Source organism: Variovorax sp. P2_H12 (genome assembly GCF_056403395.1).
The window spans coordinates 65157-90493 of sequence record NZ_JBFUFO010000019.1 but is presented as its reverse complement, the minus strand read 5'-3'; the positions used below and the strand labels follow the sequence as shown (position 1 = coordinate 90493).

At 64.8% G+C, this 25337-nt stretch carries 24 protein-coding genes and 1 pseudogene; 8 read left to right on the top strand and 17 right to left on the bottom strand.

What is annotated here, in order from left to right:
* Positions 1–15 precede the first annotated feature (15 nt).
* From AC1DYK_RS15585 to AC1DYK_RS15555, 7 genes are all read left to right on the top strand, one after another.
* On the top strand, positions 16–1479 hold the full coding sequence (locus tag AC1DYK_RS15585; protein WP_478167140.1) for an FAD-dependent oxidoreductase: 1464 nt from the start codon (positions 16–18) through the stop codon (positions 1477–1479).
* Between the two features lie 50 nt (positions 1480–1529).
* Entirely contained in the window at positions 1530–2729 is a 1200-nt protein-coding gene (locus AC1DYK_RS15580; protein ID WP_478167139.1) for an ABC transporter substrate-binding protein, read from the top strand.
* A gap of 7 nt (positions 2730–2736) precedes the next feature.
* Positions 2737–3594 carry a branched-chain amino acid ABC transporter permease gene (locus tag AC1DYK_RS15575; RefSeq protein WP_477649881.1) on the top strand — a complete coding sequence of 286 codons (858 nt, stop codon included), beginning with the start codon at positions 2737–2739 and terminating at the stop codon, positions 3592–3594.
* On the top strand, positions 3587–4549 hold the full coding sequence (locus AC1DYK_RS15570; RefSeq protein ID WP_477649882.1) for a branched-chain amino acid ABC transporter permease: 963 nt from the start codon (positions 3587–3589) through the stop codon (positions 4547–4549). Before AC1DYK_RS15575 ends, AC1DYK_RS15570 begins: the two co-directional genes overlap by 8 nt.
* Positions 4546–5304, top strand: a complete 759-nt coding sequence (locus AC1DYK_RS15565) for an ABC transporter ATP-binding protein (protein WP_478158314.1) — start codon at positions 4546–4548, stop codon at positions 5302–5304. Before AC1DYK_RS15570 ends, AC1DYK_RS15565 begins: the two co-directional genes overlap by 4 nt.
* Positions 5301–6017 (top strand): ABC transporter ATP-binding protein, encoded by a 717-nt coding sequence (locus tag AC1DYK_RS15560; RefSeq protein WP_478167138.1) that lies wholly within the window; start codon positions 5301–5303, stop codon positions 6015–6017. The genes AC1DYK_RS15565 and AC1DYK_RS15560 overlap by 4 nt, the downstream gene beginning before the upstream one ends.
* A gap of 73 nt (positions 6018–6090) precedes the next feature.
* Positions 6091–6804, top strand: coding sequence for an IclR family transcriptional regulator (locus AC1DYK_RS15555; protein WP_477649885.1), 714 nt, complete (start codon positions 6091–6093; stop codon positions 6802–6804).
* Between the two features lie 67 nt (positions 6805–6871).
* Here the strand turns inward: AC1DYK_RS15555 and AC1DYK_RS15550 are convergent, their stop codons facing one another.
* Entirely contained in the window at positions 6872–7552 is a 681-nt protein-coding gene (locus AC1DYK_RS15550) for a phenylacetaldoxime dehydratase family protein (RefSeq protein WP_477649888.1), read from the bottom strand.
* Positions 7553–7682: 130 nt separating this feature from the next.
* Positions 7683–7994, bottom strand: coding sequence for a hypothetical protein (locus AC1DYK_RS15545; RefSeq protein ID WP_478158313.1), 312 nt, complete (start codon positions 7992–7994; stop codon positions 7683–7685).
* 221 nt (positions 7995–8215) lie between these two features.
* Between AC1DYK_RS15545 and AC1DYK_RS15540 the strand changes: the two genes are divergently transcribed.
* Positions 8216–9394: a PLP-dependent transferase gene (locus AC1DYK_RS15540; protein WP_477650574.1), complete on the top strand. Its 1179-nt coding sequence runs from the start codon at positions 8216–8218 to the stop codon at positions 9392–9394.
* 42 nt (positions 9395–9436) lie between these two features.
* Here AC1DYK_RS15540 and AC1DYK_RS15535 read toward each other — a convergent pair whose 3' ends face one another.
* The 15 genes and pseudogenes from AC1DYK_RS15535 to AC1DYK_RS15465 all read right to left on the bottom strand — a co-directional run bounded on the left by AC1DYK_RS15535 (position 9437) and on the right by AC1DYK_RS15465 (position 25337).
* Complete coding sequence (locus tag AC1DYK_RS15535) at positions 9437–10204, bottom strand: alpha/beta fold hydrolase (protein ID WP_478167137.1); 768 nt, start codon at positions 10202–10204, stop codon at positions 9437–9439.
* 363 nt (positions 10205–10567) lie between these two features.
* Positions 10568–11224: an adenylate kinase gene (adk, locus tag AC1DYK_RS15530; protein WP_478167136.1), complete on the bottom strand. Its 657-nt coding sequence runs from the start codon at positions 11222–11224 to the stop codon at positions 10568–10570.
* Positions 11221–11765, bottom strand: a pseudogene (ppa, locus tag AC1DYK_RS15525) (inorganic diphosphatase). The gene adk and the pseudogene ppa overlap by 4 nt, the downstream one beginning before the upstream one ends.
* A 96-nt stretch (positions 11766–11861) precedes the next feature.
* On the bottom strand, positions 11862–13760 hold the full coding sequence (gene acs / locus AC1DYK_RS15520; RefSeq protein ID WP_478167162.1) for an acetate--CoA ligase: 1899 nt from the start codon (positions 13758–13760) through the stop codon (positions 11862–11864).
* A 121-nt stretch (positions 13761–13881) separates the two neighbouring features.
* The gene (locus tag AC1DYK_RS15515; protein ID WP_478093769.1) at positions 13882–14790 is read right to left on the bottom strand and encodes an acyltransferase domain-containing protein; all 909 of its coding nucleotides are present in this window, start codon (positions 14788–14790) and stop codon (positions 13882–13884) included.
* On the bottom strand, positions 14787–15650 hold the full coding sequence (locus tag AC1DYK_RS15510; RefSeq protein ID WP_478093767.1) for a triphosphoribosyl-dephospho-CoA synthase: 864 nt from the start codon (positions 15648–15650) through the stop codon (positions 14787–14789). Before AC1DYK_RS15510 ends, AC1DYK_RS15515 begins: the two co-directional genes overlap by 4 nt.
* Positions 15647–16330 carry a malonate decarboxylase holo-[acyl-carrier-protein] synthase gene (mdcG, locus tag AC1DYK_RS15505; protein ID WP_478167135.1) on the bottom strand — a complete coding sequence of 228 codons (684 nt, stop codon included), beginning with the start codon at positions 16328–16330 and terminating at the stop codon, positions 15647–15649. Before mdcG ends, AC1DYK_RS15510 begins: the two co-directional genes overlap by 4 nt.
* 15 nt (positions 16331–16345) lie before the next feature.
* On the bottom strand, positions 16346–17047 hold the full coding sequence (locus AC1DYK_RS15500) for a biotin-independent malonate decarboxylase subunit gamma (protein ID WP_478157713.1): 702 nt from the start codon (positions 17045–17047) through the stop codon (positions 16346–16348).
* A 14-nt stretch (positions 17048–17061) separates the two neighbouring features.
* Entirely contained in the window at positions 17062–17940 is an 879-nt protein-coding gene (locus tag AC1DYK_RS15495; RefSeq protein WP_478094779.1) for a biotin-independent malonate decarboxylase subunit beta, read from the bottom strand.
* Complete coding sequence (gene mdcC / locus AC1DYK_RS15490; protein ID WP_478094777.1) at positions 17937–18269, bottom strand: malonate decarboxylase acyl carrier protein; 333 nt, start codon at positions 18267–18269, stop codon at positions 17937–17939. The genes AC1DYK_RS15495 and mdcC overlap by 4 nt, the downstream gene beginning before the upstream one ends.
* A gap of 14 nt (positions 18270–18283) precedes the next feature.
* Positions 18284–19966, bottom strand: coding sequence for a malonate decarboxylase subunit alpha (gene mdcA, locus AC1DYK_RS15485; RefSeq protein WP_478167134.1), 1683 nt, complete (start codon positions 19964–19966; stop codon positions 18284–18286).
* Positions 19967–20005: 39 nt separating this feature from the next.
* On the bottom strand, positions 20006–21379 hold the full coding sequence (locus AC1DYK_RS15480; RefSeq protein ID WP_478157715.1) for an SLC13 family permease: 1374 nt from the start codon (positions 21377–21379) through the stop codon (positions 20006–20008).
* Between the two features lie 161 nt (positions 21380–21540).
* Entirely contained in the window at positions 21541–22455 is a 915-nt protein-coding gene (locus tag AC1DYK_RS15475) for a LysR family transcriptional regulator (RefSeq protein WP_478093552.1), read from the bottom strand.
* 1021 nt (positions 22456–23476) lie between these two features.
* Positions 23477–24757, bottom strand: a complete 1281-nt coding sequence (locus AC1DYK_RS15470; protein ID WP_478157716.1) for a TRAP transporter large permease subunit — start codon at positions 24755–24757, stop codon at positions 23477–23479.
* A gap of 19 nt (positions 24758–24776) precedes the next feature.
* Positions 24777–25337, bottom strand: a complete 561-nt coding sequence (locus AC1DYK_RS15465) for a TRAP transporter small permease (RefSeq protein WP_477650689.1) — start codon at positions 25335–25337, stop codon at positions 24777–24779.

The following is a 25337-nucleotide window of genomic DNA, read 5'->3' as shown; positions in this document are numbered from 1 at the left end:
CACACCGGAGACAACATGAATTCGAAGACGGAAACCGACCTGCTGATCGTCGGCTGCGGCGTCGCGGGCCTCTCGGCCGCGGTCACTGCCCTGGAAGCGGGCCTCAAGGTCGTCAACCTCGAGCGCGCGGAGGAAGAGCACTTCGGCGGCAACTCGCGCTGGACCGAAGCCTACATGCGCATGAAGAACGACTCGGAAGTCTCGGACGACTTCGAAGAGCATTTCGCTCACAACGCTGGCTGGAACATCGATCCCAACGTGCTCAACGCATTGACGGACGACGCGGCGCTTCAGCCGGCATTCGCAAAAGCGCATTCGCTGCCCGATCCGGAAGTGATCTCGACCTTCGCGCAGTCGGTGCCATCGACGCTGGCGTGGCTGAAGGAACTGGGGATGAAGTTCGGCCCCCAGCCAATCTATCTGTTGACCCAGAACACCACGCGCATCGCGGCAATGGGCGGAGGATTGGCGCTGATAGAAACCCTGCGCGCGAAGGCACTCGCGCTGGGTGGCGAGATTCGATATCGGACCACTGCGATCGACCTGGTGCGCGGGGAGGAGGGCGCAGTGAATGGCGTCGTCGCGATCCGTCCCGACGGCGTGCGCGAGGTGCTGCGCGCCAAGAGGGTGCTGCTCGCCAGCGGCGGCTTCCAGGGCAACCCCGAGATGATGACCCGCTACGTAGGACTTCGCAGCAAGCACATCCGCCCTGTGGCCCTCGGCGGCTACTACAACAAGGGCGAAGGCATTCAAATGGCGCTGGATGCCGGCGCGGCGCCCGCCGGCGAGTACGGTTCGTACCATGCGGAGCCGGTGGACCCACGCTCGAAGCTGGCCGAAGCGGTGGTCTTCATCTATCCCTACGGCATCCTGATCGACAAGAACGGACACCGTTTCACCGACGAGGCCCCTGGCACGGTGGATGCCCACTACGACAACATCTCACGCTGCATTGCCGATCAGCCCGACGGCATCAGCTACGTGATCTTCGACGCGAAGGTCGAAGACATCCCGCGCTGGCGAACCAGCATCCGCTCTGATCAGCCGTCCATCAGCGCGCCCACGCTGGAGGCATTGGCCGCCCAGATCGGCGTGCCCGCGGACAGCCTCGAGCGCACCGTGCACGGGTTCAATGCGGCCTGTCCGAAAGACCAGGGCGACTTCGATCCGCTGCACGTCGACCACCGCGGCACCACCGGTCTGGCGGTGCGCAAGAGCCACTGGTCGCGGCCGATCGACAAAGGTCCGTTCCAAGCCTACCCGATCATTTCGACCAACTGCTTCACCTTCGGTGGCCTCAAGGTCAACAGCGACGCGCAGGTGCTCGACCAGGATGGCCGGGTCATCGCGGGGCTGTATGCCGCAGGCGAAACCATGGGCATCTATCACCAGGTCTACACAGGCTCGACCTCGGTGCTGCGTGGCCTGGTCTTCGGCCGCCGCGCGGGCCAGCATGCCGCGGCCGCGCAGCCGGCCTGAGCTGCGCAACGGCGCGCGCACCCACTTGCAAAAACCAACGGAGACAAAACATGGACCGTCGTTCCTTTCTCACCGTCGCGGGCAGCGCAGCGACCGGCTCTTTGATGCTGCCGCGCTTCGCCATCGCACAGGCCAGGCCTTTCAGCTACTACAGCGTCAACGCCTTCTCAGGCTACTTCGCAACCAGCGGCAAGTACAGCGATCTTGGCGTGCGCGCGGCTGTCACAGCCTTCGGCAACGGCCTGGGCCGGCCCATCGATTACCGCAAGATCGACAGCGAAGGGAACCCCGCCATCGCGGTGCGCAAGGTGCAGCAGGCCATCGACCAGGACAAGGCGCGACACTTCGGCAGCGCTGCGCTGTCGAACGAGGCCCTCGCCATCATGAAGGAGATCGACAAGAACAGGGGCGTCTACATCACCTATGTCGGTGCCGACGAAGTCACCGGCAAGGACTGCAATCGCTCCACTTTCCGCTGGGGTCTGCCGACCTACGGCGCGGTCAACACGGTGATGCGGCCCCTGATACAGCAGAACCCAAAGTGGAAGAAGGTCTACACCATCACCGGCCAATACGTGTTCGGCGAGGCGCTGCTGCGCAACGCGAAGGGGGTGATGCAGGAAACGAAGCTGGAACACGTGGGCAACAGCTACCACTCGCTGGCCGAAAAGGAGTTCTCGGGCTACCTCGGCAACGCCATGGGGTCTGGCGCCGACGTGCTGGTGGTATTGAACTTCGGCGCCAACACGCTCGACCTGCTGCGCCAGGCCGCGACCTTCGGCCTCAAGCAGCGCATGGCCGTGGTGGTCGTGTGGTTTTCGGGACTCGACACCTTCCAGGCTCTCGGCGCCGACGTGACCGACGGCATGTACTTCGGGTTGCAGTACTGGCATACGCTGGACACCCCCGCGAACAGGGATTTCGTGCGGGTCTACAAGGGTGAATTCAAGGAGAATCCGCGTTTCTACTCGGCCGCCGACTACCAGGTTGCCACGCTGATGTTCGACGCCGCCAAGCGCGCCGGCACCGACGAGCCCGCCGCGATCGTGAAGGCGCTGGAAGGCCACAGCTACCAGGGCCTCACCGGCGACGAGCAGATCCGCCCCTTCGATCACCAGGTGTCCAAGAACTACCTGCTGGTGCGGGGCAAGAAGAAAGCGGCGATGAAAGACGCGGACGACTACGCCGACATCCTGTCCGCATCGCGCGCGCTGGTTCCCCAGGCCGAGTCCGATTGCAAGCTGGTGTGAGCGGGCCATGAACATCTACCTGTTCCAGGCGCTCAATGGGCTCGGAGTCGGCATGGTCTACTTCCTGCTGTCCGTGGGCCTGAGCATCATTTTCGGGCTGCTCGGCTTCGTGAACTTTGCGCATGGTGCACTGTTCCTGATCGGGGCGTACACCGCGATGTTCGTCACCGCCCAGACCGACAGCTTCCTGCTCGGCCTTGCGGCGTCGTTCGCCGCTGTGGCCGTCATCGGAGTGGTGGCGGAGCGCTCGCTCCTGCGGCGAACCTATCGCATGCCGCACGAGTCGCAGATCCTCATCACGGTCGGCCTGACATTCATCCTGACCGAAGGCGTGGTGATGATCTTCGGGCCCGAGTCGCAGCAGGTGCCCATGCCCGACATGCTCGCCGGCGTGTTCATGCTCGGTGCTTACCCGGTCCCGGTCTACCGCATCTTCATCTTCGGGGTCTGTGCAGTGGTTGGGCTGGGGCTGTGGTTTCTCTTCGAGCGCACGCTGTTCGGTGCTCGGGTTCGCGCGGGCAACGAATCGTCCGAGATGCTCAACCTGCTCGGCATCAGGGTCAGCAGGGTCTATGCCTTGACCTTCGCATTGGGAACAGGGTTGGCCGGACTGGCGGGAGGGCTCGCCGCACCTCTGCGCGGCGCCGATCCCTCGATGGGTGCGGAGGCGATCGTGATCGCTTTCGTCGTCGTTGTCCTTGGCGGCATCGGCAGCTTCAGCGGGCCCTTGGTGGGCGGACTGATCATCGGCGTCACGCAAAGCATGATGAGCGCGATCTGGCCCGAGGGCGCACGCCTGACCATCTTTATTGTCATGGCGGCCATCCTTCTCGTCATGCCCAAAGGGTTGTTCGGCCGTGCTTGAAAAGATCAAACAATCTTCCGGCCTGTTTTGCCTGGCGCTGGCTGCCTTTGCGCTCGTCATGCCCCTGGTGATGGGCTCGACGGCCACGGCCGGCGTGGTGCTGGTGTTCGCGATTGCGGCGGCCGCCTGCAACCTGTTGCTGGGCTACGCTGGCCTGTTGAGCTTCGCGCAGGGCAGCTTCTTCGGCGTGGGCTCCTATGCCATCGGCATGGTGCTGAAGGCGGCACCGGACGCGGGCATGGCGGCGTTGCTCGTGTGCATCGTGGCCGGCATGATCGTGGCCCTGGCCATCGGCGTACTGAGCATTCGCCAGCGCGGCATCTATTTCGTGATGATCACGCTTGCAATGGCGCAGCTCGCATACTTTGCCGCGCTGTCGTTCCCCCAACTCACCGGTGGCGAGAACGGATTGCTAGACATTCCGCGCCCCGCCACGGGCCTCGAGGACATCGTCGGCGAAGGCGCTGGCCAGTATGCGTTGATCTCTGTGGTTTTCGTGCTTGCAATCTCATTTTTGCGCCTCGTGGTGCGCTCGCCATTCGGCCGCGCACTCGATGCGGTGCGCGAGAACGAGGTGCGCGCGCAGACCGCCGGCTACGACGTTCAGAAGCTCAAGCTGCTGGCTTTCTGCCTCTCCGGGGGCATCACCGCGCTGGCGGGCGCGCTCTATGCTCTGCAGCTGCGCTCGGCCCCGCTTTCCAACATTGACCTGATGACGTCCGAGACTATCCTCATCATGGCGATCCTCGGCGGACGCCGGTCGCTTCTTGGCGCAGCCTTCGGCGCGCTCGCCATGACCTTGATGGCCGAGCAGTTGTCTCAGTGGTGGCCGCGCTGGCAGATGATCGTCGGCTTTGTGCTGATTGCCGTGGTGCTGCTCGCGCCCCGCGGGCTCGGCGGTGTCTGGGTGCATTGGCGGGCTCGACGAAGCGCGCGCGTGGGAGATCACGCATGACCGCGGGCAACCCCTTCCTCAGCGCACGCGGGCTTGGACTCGACTACGGCCGCTTCACGGCGGTCGGAAAGATCGACCTTGAGCTGGGCACGACCGGCCTGCACTCGCTGATCGGCCCGAACGGCGCGGGCAAGACCTCGTTCTTCAACATCGTGAGCGGCCGCCTGCCGGCCAGCCGCGGCAGCTTGATCTTCGAGGGGCGGGACATCACGCGCTCCGGAGCGCATCGGCGAGCCCGGCTCGGCATGGCGCGGAGTTTCCAGGTGACGAGCCTGTTCGTTGAGAGCAGCGTGCTGCAAAACCTGCAGATGGCGGCGATGGGCGTCGAGCCGTCGAGATCCTTCAGATTCTGGAGAAACTGGACGCGCGAGACGCAAAGGCTCGACGTTGCCATGGATGTGCTGCGCGAGCTGGAACTGACGCGCCATGCTGCGACACCGGTCGCCGCACTCGCGCACGGCGTGCAGCGCGTGGTGGAGATCGGAATGTGCCTTGCCGCTCGACCGCGCCTGCTGTTGCTGGACGAGCCGTTGGCCGGACTCGGCCTTGCCGACGTGCCCCGCATTTCCGAACTGCTGCAGCGACTCAAGGCCCGCTATTCGGTGCTGCTGGTCGAGCACAACATGCGCGTGGTCATGGGGATCAGCGATCGCATCACCGTCATGTTCCAGGGCAACGTCATCGCTGAAGGTGCCCCGGCGGCAATCCGCGAGGACGCTCAGGTGCGACGGGTCTATCTGGGGAGCCAGTCATGAGCGAAGCCATCCTTGTGCTGGAGGATGTGCATGCTTCCTACGGCAAGAGCCATGTGCTGCATGGCGTGTCGATGCAGGTGAATGCGGGCGAGATCGTGAGCGTGCTCGGGCGCAACGGCATGGGCAAGACGACGACGATGCGCACGATCGTCGGGCTGCTGCGTGCGCATGCCGGCTCGGTGCGCTTCGAAGGCTTCGACCTCGTCGGCATGGCGGTCGACGACATCGCGCGCCGCGGCATCTCGCTGGTGCCCGCACACCGTGGCATCTTCACCTTGCTGTCGGTGCAGGAGAACCTGCAGATCGCACAGAGAAAGCACGCGGCATGGACGTTGGAGCGCGTCTACGACGAGTTTCCGCGTCTGCGCGAGCGTCGCCGCAATCTCGGGGGTGCGCTCTCCGGCGGCGAGCAGCAGATGCTCGCCATCGCGCGGGCGCTCGTGCAGGGCCCCGGGCTGCTGCTGCTCGACGAACCGACGGAAGGCCTCGCGCCCGTGATCGTGGACGAGCTCACGGAACTCATTCGCGGCGTCGGCGCATCGGGCATCTCGATCGTGCTTGTGGAGCAGAGCTTTGCAGTCTGCCGCGCGCTTGCCCGGCGGCACTACATTCTCGAGGAAGGCGTTGTTGTCTACGAAGGCCGCACCGAAGATCTCGATGCCGATGCCACGGTGCTCGAAAGGTTCCTGGGCCTGGACGTCGACGCGCATTGAGAGTGTTCAAGGCGCGCGTGGTGTCCGGGAGGGTCGCGCTAAACTCGGTCGATCTTCTTCTGGGTGGCATTCGATGGCTGATGATTCCGGGGTGAGCGCGGTGGAACGAGCGTTGAGCCTGCTCGACGCCTTCAACGAATTGGACTATGCGTTGACGCTCGCCGATCTTGCGCGCCGCACGGGGCTCTACAAGAGCACGATCCTGCGGTTGGCCGAGTCGCTGCAGCGCATGGGCTATCTCAAGCGCCTGGCCGACGGCTCATTTCAGTTGGGTGCCGCGCCACTGCGGCTCGGCGCGATCTACCAGCGGCAGTGCCGTACCTCGGAACACGTCCCCGAGGTACTGCGCGAAGTGGTCGAGGCCACTTACGAGTGCGCATCGTTCTATATCCGGGACGGTGAGCACGCGGTGTGTCTCCATCGGGTCGACTCGGCCCGCATGATCCGGGATGCCATCCGCGAAGGGGACCGCTTGCCAATCGACAAGGGCGCCGCCCCGCAGGTGCTTCTGGCTTTCGGTGAGAAAAAGACCGGAAAGAAATATGACCGCGTCCGTGCCGAAATGTTTTGTGCCTCGTTCGGCGAGTACGACGCGGAGATCGCGGCCTTGTCGGTGCCTGTGCTGAGCGTGAATCGACAGTTGGTCGGCGCGTTGACAATTTCCGGGCCGCGCTATCGCTTCGAGAACATCGATCAGGGGCCGATGCTTCAGGCGCTTTTCGCCGGGGCGCGGAAGCTGACCGACCTCTTTGGTGGTGACGCCAAGTGGTTCGATGCGGTCTCGTAGCGCCGCAGGGGCCGCGCGTCTACCCGCGGGGTGTCGGACAGTACAAGGAAAATGGCCCCGTCGAATTTCAAATGGGTTGCCCAACGTGAAGGGACTGCTCAGCCCACACGCTCGCCATCGAACCATCGAACCATCGCAGCAGACCGGTCTCCGGACCGCAATGGATGTACTCGAAGAGCTGATCGCCGGCAGGGAGTACATAGACTTCATGCCAGGTGCGCAACTGGTTGTCCTTGCCGTAGCGCTGGTAGCGAGAAATCGCGGCATTGAAGATGGCCGCGTGCGTCGCGTGGTTTTCCGCCCACGCCTCCATGTGCCGCAGCGATAGAAAATGTCCCAGCGCATGGTCCTCGGGCAACGGTTGTCCCCACGCGTCGAACTTGCGCTGCATCCGCAGTGAGGCACAGCCCGTTGGCAACGGTGATTTGCGCAGATATGCCATGCCGTCTTGCAGCGGCTGCTGAAGATTTTTCTTGTAGTCGGCCAGTTGCTCTTCGTCCATGCGCCCCCACGTATTGGCGGATCGGATCACGGCGAGATTGTGAGGTGGTGTGATCCGCCAGCGTTCGCCGTACCCGGCACGCCCGCACTGCGCGACCAGCATGGCGCCTTCCGGTGCATCCAGAGGATCGTGCGCAGCCAGGGGAATTCGGTCGTGCATCGCTCCGTAGTAGCCACAGTAGGGAGTAGGGTAGATCGCAACTGCCTCGCTTGATGTCAACCCTGCCGGGTAGTCCTGCCAGTAGATGCTCTCCTGGCGCTACCGCGGCACACGAAGAATCTCGCGCCACGCGCCCGTCTGGTCGTGCAGGCGCTCTTTCGAGGCCCACCACGATTGCAGTACGTCGTCGGAGCGCCAACGTTCAAACTGGCCCTCGTCAACCAGCGGCGATGACTTGGTTGCGCAATCCCTGCATATCGGTGAAGCGGGCGTGATCGAAGCTCGTCGGACCGGCGGCATGCGACAGTGCATCCGGCGCCCATCGGAAGAACGCACTTCGCTCAAGCTCTGCGTCATCCACTCCCTGCACCGCCAGGAACGCCACGCGCATCTGCATGCAGTCAGGCGGCAGCTGGAATGACCAGCGCTGCACTTGGGGAACGAAGCCCTCACGCTTGCACAGGGGAAACCTGCGCTCTGGCGGACCATAGGCTTCTGCTGGCGCGTTCTGGATAAGCTTTGATGTCATGTCTTTTTCGTCGATGCCGACAAGGAGCGGCTCATTTGCTGCACAGCGGAATTCTGGCGGCGTTTGCAGTATGCAGATCGTGGCGGGACATACGCAATGTAAAGCTGGGCAATGGAGCGTGCATAGGCGCAACCCTGTGTGCGTTTTTGCCGGGGCGGGGCATGGGTGGCTGCCTTGTGTTCCGATACATTGAAGCACCTGAATGCAGAAGACTTCTCGCCATGCCTCAAGACATCAGCACCAAATTGATCCACAACGACTACATCCCGCCTGCCGGCTACCACGCGGTTCCTCCGGGCGTATTCAAGGGGTCTACAGTCTTGTTTCCGAACGCGGCAACGGTGCGCGAACGTTCCAAGGCATTCGGCCACCGTGACGGGTACAGTTACGGCCTCTATGGCACGCCTACAACGTACACCGTGGAACAGCGTCTGTGTACGCTCGAAGGCGGTCGACACTGCCTGCTATGCCCGAGCGGGCAGGCAGCCATTGCCGCGGTCAACCTCGGCCTGCTGTCCAGCGGTGACGAGGTGCTTCTGCCCACCAACGTCTATGGGCCCTCGCTGCGCCATGCGCGAATGACGCTCTCGCAACTGGGCATCACCCATCAGTGCTACGACCCCATGGACGTCGCTGACCTGCAGGCCAAGCTGAGCGTTCGCAGCAGGCTCGTTTGGGTCGAGGCGCCAGGATCGATCACCATGGAATTTCCGGACCTTCGCACCTTGGTGGCAACGGCCAAGAACGCGGGCGCGTTGGTCGCGCTCGACAACACCTGGGGTGCAGGCATCGCTTTCGCCCCCTTCGAGATGGGAGTGGACATCAGTGTCCACGCCCTGACAAAGTACCCTTCAGGCGGCGCCGATGTCTTGATGGGCTCGATCATCACGAACGACGGCAGCTTGCATGACAAGCTCCGCATCGCCTATCTGGATCTGGGAATGGGCGTTGGTGCCAACGATGCAGAACTGGTGCTGCGGGGCTTGGCATCGATCAAGGCCCGCTACGACCTGCACGACGCCACGGCTCGAGCACTCGCCTCATGGTTGGCCAAGCAAGATGGAGTTCACCGGGTCCTGCACCCAGCGTTTGAATCATGCCTCGGGCACGAATACTGGGCGACGCACTGCAGCGCTGCCGCCGGTCTCTTCTCGGTGCTCATCGATGAGTCCCGTACCCCCGCACAAGTCGATGCCTTCTGCGACCGTCTTCATTTGTTCGGGATCGGGCTGTCCTGGGGCGGGCCCATGAGTCTGGTCATGCCCTACGACATGGGAAGCATCCGCAGCGGCAAGCAGGGCTATGCCGGGCATCTGTTGCGCTTTTCGATCGGCCTGGAGAGCGCTGACGATTTACGAGAGGATCTGGCCCAGGCCTTGGCCGGGGCGTTGGCTGCGTAGTCACGCAAGCGCAAACCGTAAGCATCCTCTCCTTGCCTGCCTTTAGGCAGCCAGTCCTGCCCAGAAATCGGTAAGCAGGTTCGCGAAGGCATCGGGCTGCTCCGCTGCACTCAAATGTGCTGCGTCAAGAAGGCGCAGTTGCGCGCCTGGGATGTGCCGGGCAATTCCCTCCGACATCACCGGCGGCGTCGCCTCGTCACTGCTACCGGCGACCACCAGTGTGGGACACACGATGCTGCAGTTGCCATCGTCGAGGTCGATATCGGCCACGGCCCCGCACGCGGCAGCGTAGGACTCAGCTGAATTGGCTTCCAGAACGGCTCGTAATGCAGTCACGAGAGCCTGGTCGCGTCGATGGAATTCCGTCGTAAACCAGCGCTGAACGACACCCGCGGCAATCGACCGGACACCGTGAGTCAACACCATGGTGATACGGGCCTGCCACATGGCGCGTGCGGCATCGTCGTAGCTGCTGGCAGAGTTGGCAATCACCAAACTGCGTACCAGTCGCGGGTGTCGGGCGCCCAGCGACTGGGCCGTCATGCCGCCCATCGAAAGACCGACGAAATGCACTGGTCCCACCCCTTGGGTGCGGATCAACTCGGCCGCGTCGTCTGCCGCGTCCTCGATGGGGTACGTACCGGCGCTGGCCGGACTGCGACCATGGCCCCGGTGGTCGTATCGCAGCACGGTGTAGCGGTCTTCCAGCGCGATGGCTACGTCGTTCCACATGGTCAGGTCGCAACCCAGCGCATGGCTCAGCACCACCAGCGGGCCTTGCCCTTGTTGCACAAAATTCAACCGGGACATAGCGTTCGCGCAAATGGGCGATCAGTCCAGTGTGGCGCCAGATATTTCACCCGTTCAGCCTGCACTTTGAAGTCTTGTGCCAAAAAGTTTTTGTACTCCACAGGCGTGGAGCCAACAGGCCTTGCGCTTGGATCACAACCACCGCTGCTCGGAATTCCGCGGCCAAGGACGGCAGGCCAATCCAAGCAAAGACGAGCCGTGCCCCACGCCGCTCGCAGCAGACGATGCAAAGTGATGATGCCTTGCGGCGGACGCGTCAGGCGGTGCGCCGCTGTCGACCGTATCGCCAGACCCACGTGACGCTGGCCGACGTGGCTCGGCTATACAACTCGGGCGTGAGGTTCCGACAGAGCTGTTGCGTAATCAGTTGCTGAGCGCCGCCCGAACCAAGGACATGATCCGGTCGATCGTGTCGACGCCGCTGATCGCGCGGTATTTGGGCGCCGCGGCCGGGTCGGCCTTGGCCCAGTTCGAGTAGTAGTCGACCAGCGGACGCGTCTGCTGGCTGTAGACCTCGAGCCGCTTGCGCACGGTTTCTTCCTTGTCGTCCTCGCGCTGGATCAGGTCCTCGCCCGTGAAGTCGTCCTTGCCCGCGGTCTTCGGCGGATTGAACTTCAGGTGGTAGGTGCGTCCCAACGCCGGGTGTGAACGGCGCCCGCTCATGCGTTCGATGATGTCGGAGAAGGGCACGTCGATCTCGAGCACGTAGTCGAGCTTGACGCCGGCCGCGCGCATGGCCTCGGCCTGCGGAATGGTGCGCGGGAAGCCGTCGAAGAGAAAGCCCTGGGCGCAGTCAGGCAGCGCGATGCGCTCCTTGACCAGGTTGATGATCAGGTCGTCGCTCACCAGCGCGCCCGATGCCATGACGGCCTGGGCCTGCAGCCCGAGCGGCGTGCCGGCCTTGACGGCGGCGCGCAGCATGTCGCCGGTCGAGATTTGGGGGATGCCGTATTTCTGGCAAATGAAGGCCGCTTGCGTGCCTTTTCCTGCCCCGGGGGCGCCCAACAAAATCAGTCTCATGGTGTCTCCGGCCTGCGTTGGATGTTGCGCGAAATGCCGTCGACGACTTCCTTCTTGGCGGCGTCGATGCCTTCCCAGCCCAGCACCTTGACCCACTTGCCGGCTGCCAGTTCCTTGTAGTGCTCGAAGAAGTGGCCGATGGCCTTCAGGCGCATCACGCCGTCGACCGACTTCCAGTGGCTGTAGATCGGCAGCACCCTGTCGGTGGGCATGGCGAGCACCCTGCCGTCCACGCCGGCTTCGTCTTCCATCATCGTGATGCCGAGCGGGGGCATGGCACCACGACCCCCGGCAGCAGCCGATACGGCGCGATCACCAGCACGTCGACGGGGTCGCCGTCGCCCGAAAGCGTCTGCGGCATGTGGCTGGAGTTGGCCGGTTAGTAAATTGCCGTGGTCATGAAGCGGTCGATGAAGATCGCACCCGATTCCTTGTCGACTTCGTAGTTGATCGGGTCGGCATTCATCGGGATTTCGATCACGACGTTGAAGGCGTCGGGGATGTTTTTGCCGGGGGGATATTTTGCGAAACGGCATGAGATGTCGTTGATTGATGGGTAGGCGAACTTTCACAGAGCAAAAACTCGCGGCATACTTTCGAGAGATCCTCGGTCGCGCCCGAGGCCACATCGACAGATTCAATTCCTCTGGGCCAACTGCTCCAGAATTGCCGGATTTTCCAGGGTCGAGGTGTCCTGCGTGATGGCCTCGCCCTTGGCGACGGACCGCAGCAGCCTGCGCATGATCTTACCGCTGCGCGTCTTGGGCAGGTTGTCGCCAAAGCGGATGTCCTTTGGCTTGGCGATCGGGCCGATCTCCTTGGCCACCCAGTTGCGCAGCTCGTTGGCGATCTTCTTCGCTTCGTCCCCTGTCGGGCGAGCGCGCTTCAGCACGACGAAGGCGCAGATCGCCTCGCCTGTGGTGTCGTCTGGGCGCCCGACCACCGCGGCTTCGGCGACGAGGGCGGTGTACGACACCAGCGCGGACTCGATCTCCATGGTGCCCATGCGGTGGCCCGAGACGTTGAGCACATCGTCGATGCGCCCGGTGATCGTGAAATAGCCGGTCTTCGCATCGCGGATCGCGCCGTCTCCCGCGAGGTAGAAGCCCTTGAGTTCGAGCGGGTAGTAGCTTGCCTTGAAGCGCTCCGAATCGCCCCAGATCGTGCGGATCATGCTCGGCCAGGGCTTCTTGATCACAAGGATGCCGCCCTGGCCATTCGGCACGTCGGTGCCGGTCTCGTCGACGATGGCCGCTGCGATGCCCGGGAAGGGCAGGGTGCAGGAACCCGGCACCAGCGGCGTGGCGCCCGGCAGGGGAGTGATCATGTGGCCGCCGGTCTCCGTCTGCCAAAAAGTGTCGACGATCGGGCAGCGGCTGCCGCCGACGTTCTCATGGAACCATTCCCAGGCTGCCGGATTGATCGGCTCGCCGACCGAGCCCAGGATGCGCAAGCTCGACATGTCGTAGCGCTTCGGGTGCACGGCTTCGTTGCCTTCGGCTGCCTTGATCAGCGAGCGGACGGCCGTCGGCGCGGTGTAGAACACGCTCACTTTGTGGTCCTGGATCATCTTCCAGAAGCGGCCCGCGTCGGGGTAGGTGGGCACGCCCTCGAACACGACCTCGGTCGCACCCAATGCCAGCGGGCCGTAGGCAATGTAGGTGTGGCCCGTGACCCAGCCGATGTCCGCGGTGCACCAGAACACGTCGTCCGGCTTCAGGTCGAAGGTCCACTTGGTGGTCAGCACCGCATGCAGCAGGTAGCCGCCGCTGGAATGCTGAACGCCCTTAGGATTGCCGGTCGACCCAGAGGTGTAGAGGACGAACAGGGGATGCTCGGCGCCCACCCATTCGGGTTCGCAGGTCTCTGGCTGGCCTTGCGTCTCTTCGTGCAGCCAGCGGTCGCGCGATGGCTCCCAGCCGATTGGCCCGCGGGTGCGCTGGTAGACGATGACGCTCTTCACGCTCTCGCAGCCGCCCAGCGCGATGGCATCGTCGACGATGGCCTTGAGCGGCAGCTGCCTTCCGCCGCGCACCTGTTCGTCGGCGGTGATGACCATCACGGCGCCGGCATCCTGGATGCGGTCGCGCAGGCTCTGCGCCGAGAAGCCGCCGAACACCACCGAATGCGTGGCGCCGATGCGCGCACAGGCCTGCATGGCGACCACGCCCTCGATGCTTATCGACATGTAGATGACGACGCGGTCGCCTTTCTTCACGCCGTGCGTCCTCAGCGCATTGGCCATGCGGCAGGTGCGTGCGAGTAACTCGCGGTAGCTGACCTGCGTGACCTTCCCGTCGTCGGCTTCGAAGATGATCGCGGTCTTGTCGCCCAAGCCGCGCTCGACCTGGCGGTCGAGGCAGTTGTGGGACACGTTCAGCGTGCCATCCTCGAACCATTTGAAGAAGGGCGCCTGGCTGTCGTCGAGCCCTTGGGTGAACGGCGTTTTCCAACTCAGGAACTCGCGCGCGAGGCGCGACCAATAGCCGCTGTAGTCGGCCTCTGCTTCGGCGACGAGTTGGTCGTAGGCCGCCATGCCGGGAACATGAGCGTCTTTCCAGTCGGGGGCCGGAATCAGTCGGGTCTTTGCTTCGTTCGAGCTCACGGTGAATCTCCTGGAGGGTCGGATAGGGGTTAGGGCGTCGAAACTTAGGGGGTCAAGGGTCGTCATGGCGGACCAACCAGGCGGCGATCGCAGCGGCGCTGCGAAATTCGTCGCAGGCGCGCGCCGGGACGGTGGGGTAGCGCTGGTTCCACATGCGCGCCAGCGCCTGGCCGGGCCCGATCTCGAGCACGCAGCGGACCTGTCGGGCCATGACGTTGTCCATGCACTCGTCCCAGCGGACAGTGGTGGCGATCTGCGCGGCCAAGGCACTACGCGCAGACGCTGCATCGCGGATGCGGTCCGCAGCATTGCTGAACAGCGCGACTTGCGGTGCCTGAAAGGCAACGCCTTCGAGGGTCCGTGCGAAGCGGTCCGCCGCCTCGCGCATCCACGGCGTGTGGGAAGCGACGTTGACGCGCAGCCGTGTGCACTGTGCACCCTCGAGCAAGGCGGTGCGCTGCGCCTGCGCCAATGCGGCGCTCGGCCCGCCGAGGATCACGCTGTCCGGGCCGTTGCGGATCGCGAGGGCGAGGCCGGTTTCGACGCACAGCGATTGCACCCTGGGCCGGGAAAGACCGGTGACCGCCAGCAGCCCGCCGGGGGCTTGCGCCGCACAGGCATCCATGGCCGCGGCACGCTGCTGCGCCAGCGCGAGGGTGGCTTCGGCTTCGAGCACGCCGGCCGCGCTGAAAGCGGCCAGTTCCCCGACGCTGTGGCCCGCGATGGCCGTCGGAGGCGCCACGAGGGGTGCGAGTTGGTTCCACGCGGCGAGCGCGAGGCCGGTCAGCAAGGTCTGCGCGTGGTCATTGCGTTCGGCCCAGGCCGGATCGGCCAGTGCGCCTCGCCAGTCCTCGACGCCGAGGCGCGCGATCATGTCGTGCACGATGGAATCGGCGGCCAACCACGGCAGCATCGCGGGATGCTGGTGGCCCTGGCCGGAAAACAGCAGCGCGAAGCTCATGCGCCGCCACACACGCGCGTGATCCAGCAGGCTGCGGCGAGCGTGTCGGCCGCGCCGCCGGGCGACAGGCGCCGTGCCACGAACTCGCCCGCAATGGCGTGCGCCTCCTGCAGTCCGTCGGGCCGGGCGACACCGCCCCGGTCCAGGAACGCCTGCGCCGTGCGCTGCGCGTAGCGTAGGCCGGCGAGACCGCCGCGGTGCGCGAGATTGCTGTCATCCAGGGCCGCCATGGTGTGGAACAGCGTGTCGAGTCGTGCCTGCTGCGTCGTCAGGCCGCGGGCCAGTGCCGCGGTCAGCGCGGGCAGCGCCGTATCGAACAGCACCGGGAAGGCGAGTGCCGCTTCTTCGGATGCGCTGCGCAGGCCGAAACGTTTCGCGGCTATGCCGCCGGGCAAGGCCGACGCGCGTTGGCTGCGCCCGGCGAGCGCAGCGCCCCAATGACAGCGCAAGGCACCACGCAGTGCATCCGGTCGCAATGCACCGCCCTCCTCGCGCAGGGTCGCGCCCGCCGCGGCGCACAGCAGCCCCAACATGAAGACAGCCCCACGATGCGTGTTGATGCCGCCGGTGGCTGCGAGCATGCGTGCTTCCGCTTCGATGCCGCATTGCTCCAGTACGGCGAACGCCGCGAGCCCCGATCCGGCTTCCGCGATCTGTGCAAAGTAGCGGCGCAGCGAGAACAGGCTGCGCATGAAGGTGTGCGCGTCCATGTCGTCGTGGCTGCCGCGGTCGATCAAGGTCACAAGTCCCGGCTTGGGCGTTAGCGCGAGTTCGTCGTGCAGTGCGAGCGTGGCGGCGCGCCCGATTGCGGCGGGCGTGAGGTGCGGTTGCCGGCGCATGCGGAGTGCGGAGGTCTTCATGCCATCGGTTCCGCCAACATCGCGCGGCCGCACCATGCGGAGTCGCGCTGCAGGGTCACGCCGTCCAGGTGCTTGACCATCACGGCACGCGCGCGTCCGGCACGCCATTCGATCCATTCGCGCCAGGCAACCGAGGCACCGTCGCGGAAGACGAGTTCGCCGTCCAGCCGAGGTCGTGTGTCGCCGAAGGACTGGAGTACCTGCGCGACGGCATCGGCCTGACCGATCCCGTCGACGGCGACCCAGAGATCGAGGTCGGACTCCGGCCGCACGTGCGTGAGGCCGCTGATCGTCTGCCAGCCGTAGCTGCCGAAGACGTGGGCTGTCGCGCCACCGGTGTCGAGCGCGTCCAAGAGCTCGCGCAGCCCCCGCTGCGCCGACGGCGGCAGCAGCGCCTGCACTGCGGCAAGGCGGGGAAACTCGTCGAAGCGACGCACGGCGGCGAGCGGTACTCGCAGCGCGAGCCGGCGCCGGTCCCAGGGCGTCGGAGCCGGAAGGCCCAACGCGATCCAACCGTCAGGGACGGCATCAAGCGGCTGGCGCGTTACCACGAGCGGCAGTCGTTGCATCGCCCAGTGCGTCAGGCACGCGCGCGCCTGCACGTCCCAGGGTCGTTGCAGGAGGGTGTGCCAGCCGGCGTCGGTGAGCCGGGCAAGTTGATGGCGTCGCAGGCGGGCCATGGCGCGCGGCGGTCTTCAGGCCGCGTCCAGCACGCGCTGCACGACAGGGGCGGCCAGCTGGCGTCCGCCGCGTTTGGCGCCATCGCGCGCACGCAGGTCTTCGGTCGGCGTATGAGCCAGCGCGTCGCGCAACGCGGCCTGCAGGTCCCCCTGCCAGAGCGCACGCACGCCGCCCATCGCCACGTAGTTCTGCACGCCGGGCGCGAACACCGGGTTGGACTGCGACAGCGCGGCGAGTTTCTCCTCGGGCAGCTTTGTCACGCGCGCCATCGCGGGTATGCGCATCACCCGGATCTCGGCGTCCGGCAAGGCATAGCAAGCATCGGCGATCAGCCCCGAGGTGATGAAGCCGCCGGACAGGGCCTGGTCATACACCAGCCCGATCACGCAATGGCCGCGTCGTCGCGCCAGGTCGATGGTTGCGCCAAGATGCGCCATCGCCCGGTTGATGCCGAGCAACTCGTCGCGTCGACGCAGCTGCTGGCCTTGGGTGTCGATGAGCAGCAGGATCGCTCGGCCGGGATGCTGCGTGATCGTATCGAGCACCACGCGCGCCTGGGCGAGCGCTAGCCTGACGCCGATCGGCGCATGGTTCGTGGTGCCGATCACCGTGAGCGGCGCACCATCGAACATCACTTCGCCCTGGAGGAAGTCGCCCGCGGCGCGCATGCCGTGGTAGGAGCCAAAGAGCTGGGTGACAAGGGAATTCCACTGCATGGAGTACTCCTGGGTTAGATGACGCGCAGGGAACGCACGGCGTTGACCGACAAATCCGGCACCTGCTCAGCATCGACGACACCAAGTGCGCGCCACAGCAGCACCGCGTCATCGCCGCCGGTGTCCCCGGCCGGCAGGGCGAGCAGTCGACTGGTGAGCAATGCGTGCTCGTCTTCGAGTGCTGCCAGGGTCAATGGCTTCGCTTGGCCGATAGCGGCGATGGCCGCCTCGCGAAAGGCGGCAACATCGTCTTCGACCAGGTTGTCGCAGTCGCCGATGAGCCAGCGATGCTTGCCTCCGGTGGTGCGCCAGACCAGCGCCCGGTCGCGCGAATCGAATTCCTCGACGCCGTGCGACGCTTCGATGACCTCGGGGCCCGACATGGCGAGCCGTCCGACATCGCTCATCACGATGTGATCGGCGCAGCGTGCGACGATGCCCATGCCGCCGAAGCAGCCGTTGGCGCCGCCGATCAGCACGATCACCGGGATGGCAGCGGCGCGCACGTCGAGCAGCGCGCGCATAACTTCCGACACGGCGATCAGCCCGGCGTTGGCCTCGTGCAGGCGCACGCCACCCGACTCGGCCAGCAGCAGCACGGCATCAGGCCGGTCACGCAGCGCGCGCTGCAGCAGGCCGACCAGCTTGGCCCCGTGCACCTCGCCGACGCCACCTCCCATGAACGCACCTTCCTGGGCCGCCACGAACACGCTGCGCCCATCGAGCGTCGCGCGACCGACCGCCACGCCATCATCGAAGGCCGAAGGCACGCCAAGCTGCGCTAGGTGCGGGCTTGTCACCCGTTCGCTCGGCGGCAGCCATTCGTGAAAGCTGCCTGGGTCGAGCAGCAGGGCAAGACGCTCGCGCGCCGAGCATTCCGCATAGCTGATCATGGTCGGCCTCCGCTGATCTCGGCCACTGCCTGGTCGAGCCGCAGGCTCACCACCGCAGGTGTGGCGCCCATGTCGTTGATCGAGACGCGCACGCCGCCCAGTGGATGGCGCGCGTGGAAGTCGTTCATCACGGCCTGCCAGATCGGCCCGAAGCCGCGCGCGGAGGTCTCGACGCGCACTGCGCAACCATTGTCGTCGGTCGCCTCGAGCATCACCTCGAGGTTGCCGGACCCGACGACGCCGACCAGCACCGGCGCAAAAGCGCCCGCGGGCCGGACACCGGCAAAGAAAAAGTCCAGGGTTTCGAGCCCTGCGGGAACGTCGCTCATCGTTGAATCTCCTGCTACCAGTTTCTGAAGCGCTTGGGCGGCTGGTACAGCCCGCCCGAGGCGCGCACGAGGTCGCGCATGCTGCGTGCGGCCAGCAGGTTGCGCGTGGCCTGTCGGGGGTCGATGCCCAGGTCCTCCGGCCGGCGGATCACGCCTCGGTCGCGCAGGTTCTCGACCGCCCGCCGGTCGCGCGCCAGGCCCACCGCCGTGTAGCCGGCCACGCCGCGGATGGCCTGCTCGCGCTCCGCGTCGGTGCGGCACAAAAGCAGGTTGGCGATGCCTTCCTCGGTCAGGATGTGGGTCACGTCGTCGCCGTAGATCATGATGGGCGGCAGGTCCATGCCGGCCTGCTCCTGCAAGGTCCAGGCATCGAGGCGGTCGACGAAAGCCGGCTGCATGTGTTCGCGGAAAGTCTCGACCATCTGCACCACCAGCTTCTGGCCGCGCGGCGTGCCCGCGGCGCCGCGGCGGCCCTCGCGCGCCTCGCGCCCGGCCTTGAGCCAGGCCGGGCTGCCATGGCGACGGCCGCGCGCGTCGGCGCCCATGTTGGGCGCGCCGCCGAAGCCGGCGATGCGCCCGAGCGTGGCGGTCGAGCTGTTGCCGTCGAGGTCGATCTGCAGGGTCGAGCCGATGAATAGGTCGCAGGCGTAGTGGCCGGCTGCCTGGCAGAAGGCCCGGTTGCTGCGCAGGCTGCCGTCGGGCCCGGTGAAGAAGACATCGGAGCGGGCCCGGATGTAGTCCTCCATGCCGAGTTCGGAACCGAAGGAGTGCACCGACTCGACCCAGCCGGCCTCGATCGCCGGGATCAGGGCCGGATGCGGGTTGAGCGCCCAATGCTTCGCGATCTGGCCCTTGAGCCCAAGCGACTCGGCGTAGGTCGGCAGCAGCAGCTCGATCGCCGCGGTATCGAAGCCGATGCCATGGTTCAGGCGCTGCACGCCGTATTCGGCATAGATGCCCTTGATCGCCATCATTGCCATCAGGATCTGCACTTCGCTGATCTGCGCCGGGTCGCGCGTGAACAGCGGCTCGATGAAATTCGGCCGCGGCGCCTTCACCACGAAGCTGACCCAATCGGACGGGATGTCGACGCGCGGCAAGGTCGTGCGCTGGCCGTCCACCAGCTCGTTCACCTGCGCGATCACGATGCCACCCGAGAACGCCGTGGCCTCGACGATGGCCGGCGTGTCTTCGGTGTTGGGGCCGGTGTAGAGGTTGCCTTCGGCGTCGGCCGCATGCGCGGCGACCAGCGCCACCTTGGGCGTGAGGTCCACGAAGTAGCGCGCGAACAGCTCGAGGTAGGTGTGGATCGCGCCAATCTCGATGCGCCCGCCCGAGACCAGCTTGGCCAGGCGCGCGCCCTGCGGCCCCGAGAAGCTGAAGTCCAGGCGCGAGGCCACACCGTTCTCGAACACGTCGAGATGTTCCGGCAATGCTAGCACCGACTGCACCATGTGCAGGCCGTGCACGCGCTGCGGATCGACCTGCACGAGGGCCTGCGCGAGGAAATTGGCCTGCTTCTGGTTGTTACCTTCGAGGCAGACGCGGTCGCCGGGCGCAAGCACCGCTTCGAGCAGCGTGCCGATGGCCTCTGTTGCGACTTGCTTGCCGGCGAGCCGCGTGCCGAGTGCGGCGGCCGCGCGCGCCAGCCGGGCGGCGCGGTCATCGGCCCTGGTGGTCCAGGAGCTGGAGTTCATGGGTTGAATGGGTTGAGTGAAGTCATTGAAAGCGGCGCCTTACAGCACCACGAAGAGAAGCCACACCACCACGGGGGCCACCACCGTCACGAGGGCGCCATACATCATCAATTGGCGGAAGAACACATCGCGGTCCACGCCCTTCGCGTTGGCCAACACCAGCGCGCCGTTGGTCGAGAACGGGCTGACGTCGACGATGGTGGAGGACACGGCCATCGCCGCGATGAAGCCGATCGCACTGACACCGGTGTCCCCTTGCAGGAAGGGCACCGCCAGCGGAATCAACGAGCCGAGCACGGCGGTCGATGAGGCGAATGCGGACACCACCGCGCCGACGAAGCACAGCAGCAGTGCTGCCATCAGCGGGGAGGTGAGGCCCGCCACGCTGTGGCCGACGAAATCGATCGTCCCCATTTTTTCCATGACGCCGACATAGGTGCTGACGCCGACGATCAGCATGATCTCCGGCCACGACACCTGTCCCAGCGCACGCTTCTGCAGATTGGGCGCCATCAGCGTGAGCAGCAGGCCGATGGTGATCGAGACGAAGCCGATGTCAAGCTTGAAGAACAGCGTCAGCACGGCCAGTGCCAGCAGGCCCAGCACGGTGGCGATCTGGTAGAGGCGCGAGCCCTGCTCGGCAGGGATTGCCGGCGACGCGTCCATCAGCGAATCGTTGTCAGGGTTGGCGGTGCGCCGCTCTTCCGCGAACGACTCGCTTTCCGCATCCCCGTACACCTGCGCACCGCCCTGTCCATGGGCGACGCGGCGCACGGTCGGCATGGCGCCTGTGTGGTCGGCCTTCTGCCGAACTAGCCTCATCCCGCCGAACAGGAAGAACAGCAGGAGCGCGACCGCCAGGTTGACACCGAGGCTGGCCATCATCGTCGCCATCTCGCTGAGCGGCAAGCCGGCCCGGGCCACGATCTTGTTGGTGATGCCGCCATAGATGCTGATCGGGGAGAAGCCGCCGCCCTGCGCGCCGTGCACCACCATCAGGCCCATGAGCAGCGGGTTGATGCCGTACTTGGCCGCGAATCCCAGCGCGATCGGCGCGATGATCGCCACCGCCGCCGGGCTGACCGCGCCCACCGCGGTGAGCAACGCGGCGATGAAGAACATGATCCACGGAATGGCCGCGATGCGCCCGCGCACCGCGCGCACTGCGAGTTTGACGAGCCAGTCGATCGTGCCGTTGTTTTGCGCGAGCGCAAAGAGGTAGGTGATGCCGACCAGTGTCAGGAACAGGTCGGCGGGAAAGCCGCCCATGATGGCCTTGGCGTTCATGCCGGCGACCAGCGTGCCGACCAGGAACGCGCCGACGAAGGCGATCACGCCCATGTTGATCGGCAGCACGGTGGCGAGCACGAACATGCCGATCAGGGCGTAAATCGAAATCCAATGAGAACTCATCAATGCGTCTCCGGGAGGTGTTTGGGTTCGACACGCGGTGCCAGCACGTCTGGGTACGAACAGTACGCACCCCCTACGGAACGATCAACTAAGCGGCGTGGCTGACCTTTACGCGAACTGAAACGATCGAGGGTTAACCCGAGCATCGATCTCGTGGATGCTCAGCCCAGGTCCGCCTTCGCCATGCGGCAGACCGAGAGCAGCGCGAGCAGGTTGGGATCGCGTTCGCGCGTGCGCAGGAAATTGAGCGAGATGGTCTGGCGCATCAGGTACCGGGACTGCAGCGGAATCAGTTGCACCCTTTGCGGCATCACCGAGCGCACGCGCCCCGGCAGCAGAGTGCAGCCGACGCCACCGTCCACCAGGTTCATCAGGGAGAAGATGTCGCCGGTCTTCATGACCACGTGGGGCGTAAAGCCAGCCACGCGAAACGAGTCCACGAAGCCGCTGTAGGTGACGAAGCCTTCGCTCAGGGTGACAAAACGCTCATGGGCGCAGGCGGCCAGGTCCACCTGTTCCATCGACGCATAGCGCGAACCCAAAGGCGCGGCGAAGTAGATGTCGTCCTCGAACAGGGGTTCGGACTCGAGGTCTGGGGCCGCGTCGGGCGTGCCCATCAGCGCCGCATCGATGGCGCCGTCACGCAGCTTCTGCAGCAGGTCGGCGTTGGAGCCCAGGACGAGTTCGGTCTGGATGTCGGGCTTGCGCAGTTTCATCGCCATGACCAGCGTCGGCACCGTGCGATTGGTCAGGGAATACAGCGACCCGATGCGGATGCGATCGGCCGAATAGCCCGCCACTTCGCGCGTCGAACGCACGCCCTCGGCCATCGCGCGCAGCACGTCCCGGGCAACCTCCGCCAAGGCTTGCGCGGCCTCGGTCGGGTGCAGGTTGCGGCCTTCGTGCCGAAACAGGGCGCAGCGCAGCCCTGTTTCGAGCGCATGCAAGGCGCGGTGGACGCTGACAGGGCTGATCTCGAGGATCTCGGCCGCGCGCGAGAGATTGCCGGTCTCCATGAAGACCAAGAGGATCTCGAGCCTGCGGAATGTGATCTCTTCGTTGACGTGGAGGTGCATGACGGCCTGCCTTAGAAGCTCGATCCTAAGTGAAACTCGAAAAGGGCGGCTGGCGGTCGCGTCCCATTCCGTGGTGTAGGTCCAAAGCCCGGAGAAGGCTGAGATGCACGGTACTCAGCGTGCCACTGCGGACAGCCGAGTGGGCGCACTATCGCTTCTATGTGAACCAAATGGTCAAGACACCTTCGATGGCGTCGGTTAGAAGGATTTCATGTCGACCCCCTCTCCGCTGCGCGGCACGGTTTCGATTTGTCTTGATTCGAGGTGGGGGTGTGATCGGCGTTCGAGCCAGTGTGCTCGGACGACCTTCTATCTGTGCGGGTCGTGCAATATCCCCGCACCGCATGCTGGCGGTCACGCTGAGGTGACCCAACGATACTGTGGGCGCGCCGACCTTCGATCATGACGATTCAATCCGTGCCGAGTGGTGCGAGGCTCAAACGGCAGGCGGCCTGAGTTCGGCCCCAGTCGGGATTTCGCCGCGGTCCAGATAGCGCCACAGCGCGATGAGCAGCCGCCTGGCCAGGGCCACGATGCCCACGCGCCGCGAGTCAGAAACTCCTCGAAACACGGATGCAAGAGGCTTGCGAAGGGATCTGCCTGGCTGCACCACGCCTACCGCCCCAAGCGCGCTTGGTTCGCCCCTAGCGAAGCCGCAGCACCGCAATTTGTTCGCAGCAACCGGCTCACGAGGTCGACGCCCGGAGTGCGGCGACGCTGCAGCACGAGTTGTTCGAAGTAGGGGCTCAATGCCATCTCGTCGGACCGGGCGATGAAGTCAATGCGATCGAATGCGGGGATGTCTATACGCCAGCGTCTGCATAAAGGATGCCTTCGTCGGCGTTCGCCATCCGCTGTGCGCATCGCTTTGCCACAAGCAACTGGCCATGCGCTTCGACGCATGGCGCCTTTTCACCGACGTCGCCCGAGACTCGTACGCCGCCTTCTGAGAGATCCGTCTCCAGCCTCTTTCAATCCACCATCGCCACGTGACAAGGCCCTTGAGAGCCATTTCGCCGGGTCAACCGCCGAGCCACCTCGCGGGGCCTGTTACCAGCCACGGAAAAAATACCAGCACAAACATCACGACGAACTCCGCCAGCATGAAGGGAAGCACACCTCTAGTGACCTCGTCCAGCTTCATCCGGCCGACTCCAGCCACCACGTTCAGAACCGTACCCACTGGGGGCGTGATCAGGCCAATGGCGTTGTTCATGATGAAGAGAACACCGAAGTAGATCGGGTCTATGCCCGCGGCCTTGATGACGGGCATCAACACGGGCGTCAGAATGAGTACTGTCGGGATCATGTCCATCGCCGTGCCGACCATCATGACAAGCACCATGATGGCGATCAGCAGCATCGTCTGATTGTTCATGAATGGCTTCAGCAGATCCACCGTTTGCGCCGGGATATCGGCGACGGTGATGAGCCAGGCCGACACCATCGCGGCTGCGGTCAGGAACATGATCACCGCCGTCGTTTTGGCGGCGCTCACGAACACCCCATACAGCTGCGTCAGTGAGAGTTCTCGGTACACCAATGTAGACACCAGCAGCGCATACACGGCGGCAACTACTGCTGCTTCGGTCGGCGTGAATACGCCGAACTTCAAGCCCACGATGACGATGACCGGCAGGACCAGCGCCCAAGTGGACTCCCTCAGCGCTTGGATGCGCTCTGGCCAGGTTGCCCTGGGCGGCGGAACAATGTCCTCCTTGTTGGCCACCAGGTACCACGTGACGGCGATGCCCAATCCCATCAGCAGCCCCGGCACAATTCCGGCCAGGAACAGTTTGGAGATCGAAACATTGGCCGCAACGCCGAAAATCACAAAGCCAATGGACGGCGGAATGATTGGCGCGATGATGCCCGCGGATGCGATGAGCCCGCCCGCGCGGCCCTTGTCATGACCCGCCCGTATCATCATCGGCAATAAAAGCGCAGCCAGCGCCGCCGTGTCTGCCACGGCCGAGCCCGACAGCGCCGCCATGATGCAGGCTGCCACAATGGCCACGTAGCCAAGGCCGCCGCGTCGATGACCGACGAGTTGGAGCGCCAGGTTGACGATGCGTCGTGAAAGACCCCCTACGTTCATGATTTCGCCAGCGAGCATGAAGAACGGGACGGCCAGCAGCGGGAACGAATCGGCGCCATTGATGACGTTCTGGGCCAGGATCTGAGCATCGAAGATGTCCAGGTGCCACATCAAAGCCACGCCGGAAAGGAGCAAGGCATACGCGATCGGAACGCCCAGTGCCATCACGCCCAGCAGTGAGCCGATGAAGATGAATATAGTCATGTCGTCTGTCTCCGCGCGCTCAATGCTTCTTGAAGGTTTGGCTCTGATCGAGGTGCAGCGCTTCAACCTGGGCCATGTCTTCGCTTTCCTGGCTCAAGCTCAGGTCGGCTTCAGTGGCAGTTCCCGAGACGATCAGCCACAGCTGCAGAAGCAGCAAGATCGCACTGCAGGCGGCGAAGACCAGACCGGATCCGTAGAAGATCGCCATCGAGGCGCCTGAGACAGGTGCAAGTACCTCGCGATTGATGACGACCTGGGCCCAGCTGCCCGAGAGCAGCAGCCATGTGGCATAAAGCATCATCACGTGGGCAACCACCGCGAGCACCTTCTTCCCCGCCAGTGGCAGGCGCGAAGTCAGCATGTCGGTCCCCAGATGTCCGTGGTCCTTCAGGGCGACGATGGCGCCCAGGAAGACCATCCAGACGAACAGCCATCTGGAGACTTCTTCGCTCACTGCGATGCCCGAGTTCAGCGCGTATCGCAGGACCACGTTGCCGAACACCAGGATTACCATCAGTGCAAGCAAGATGACCAGCAGTGCTTCGAGGAGACGGCAAAAGGCGTCGATGAGTCTGTTCAC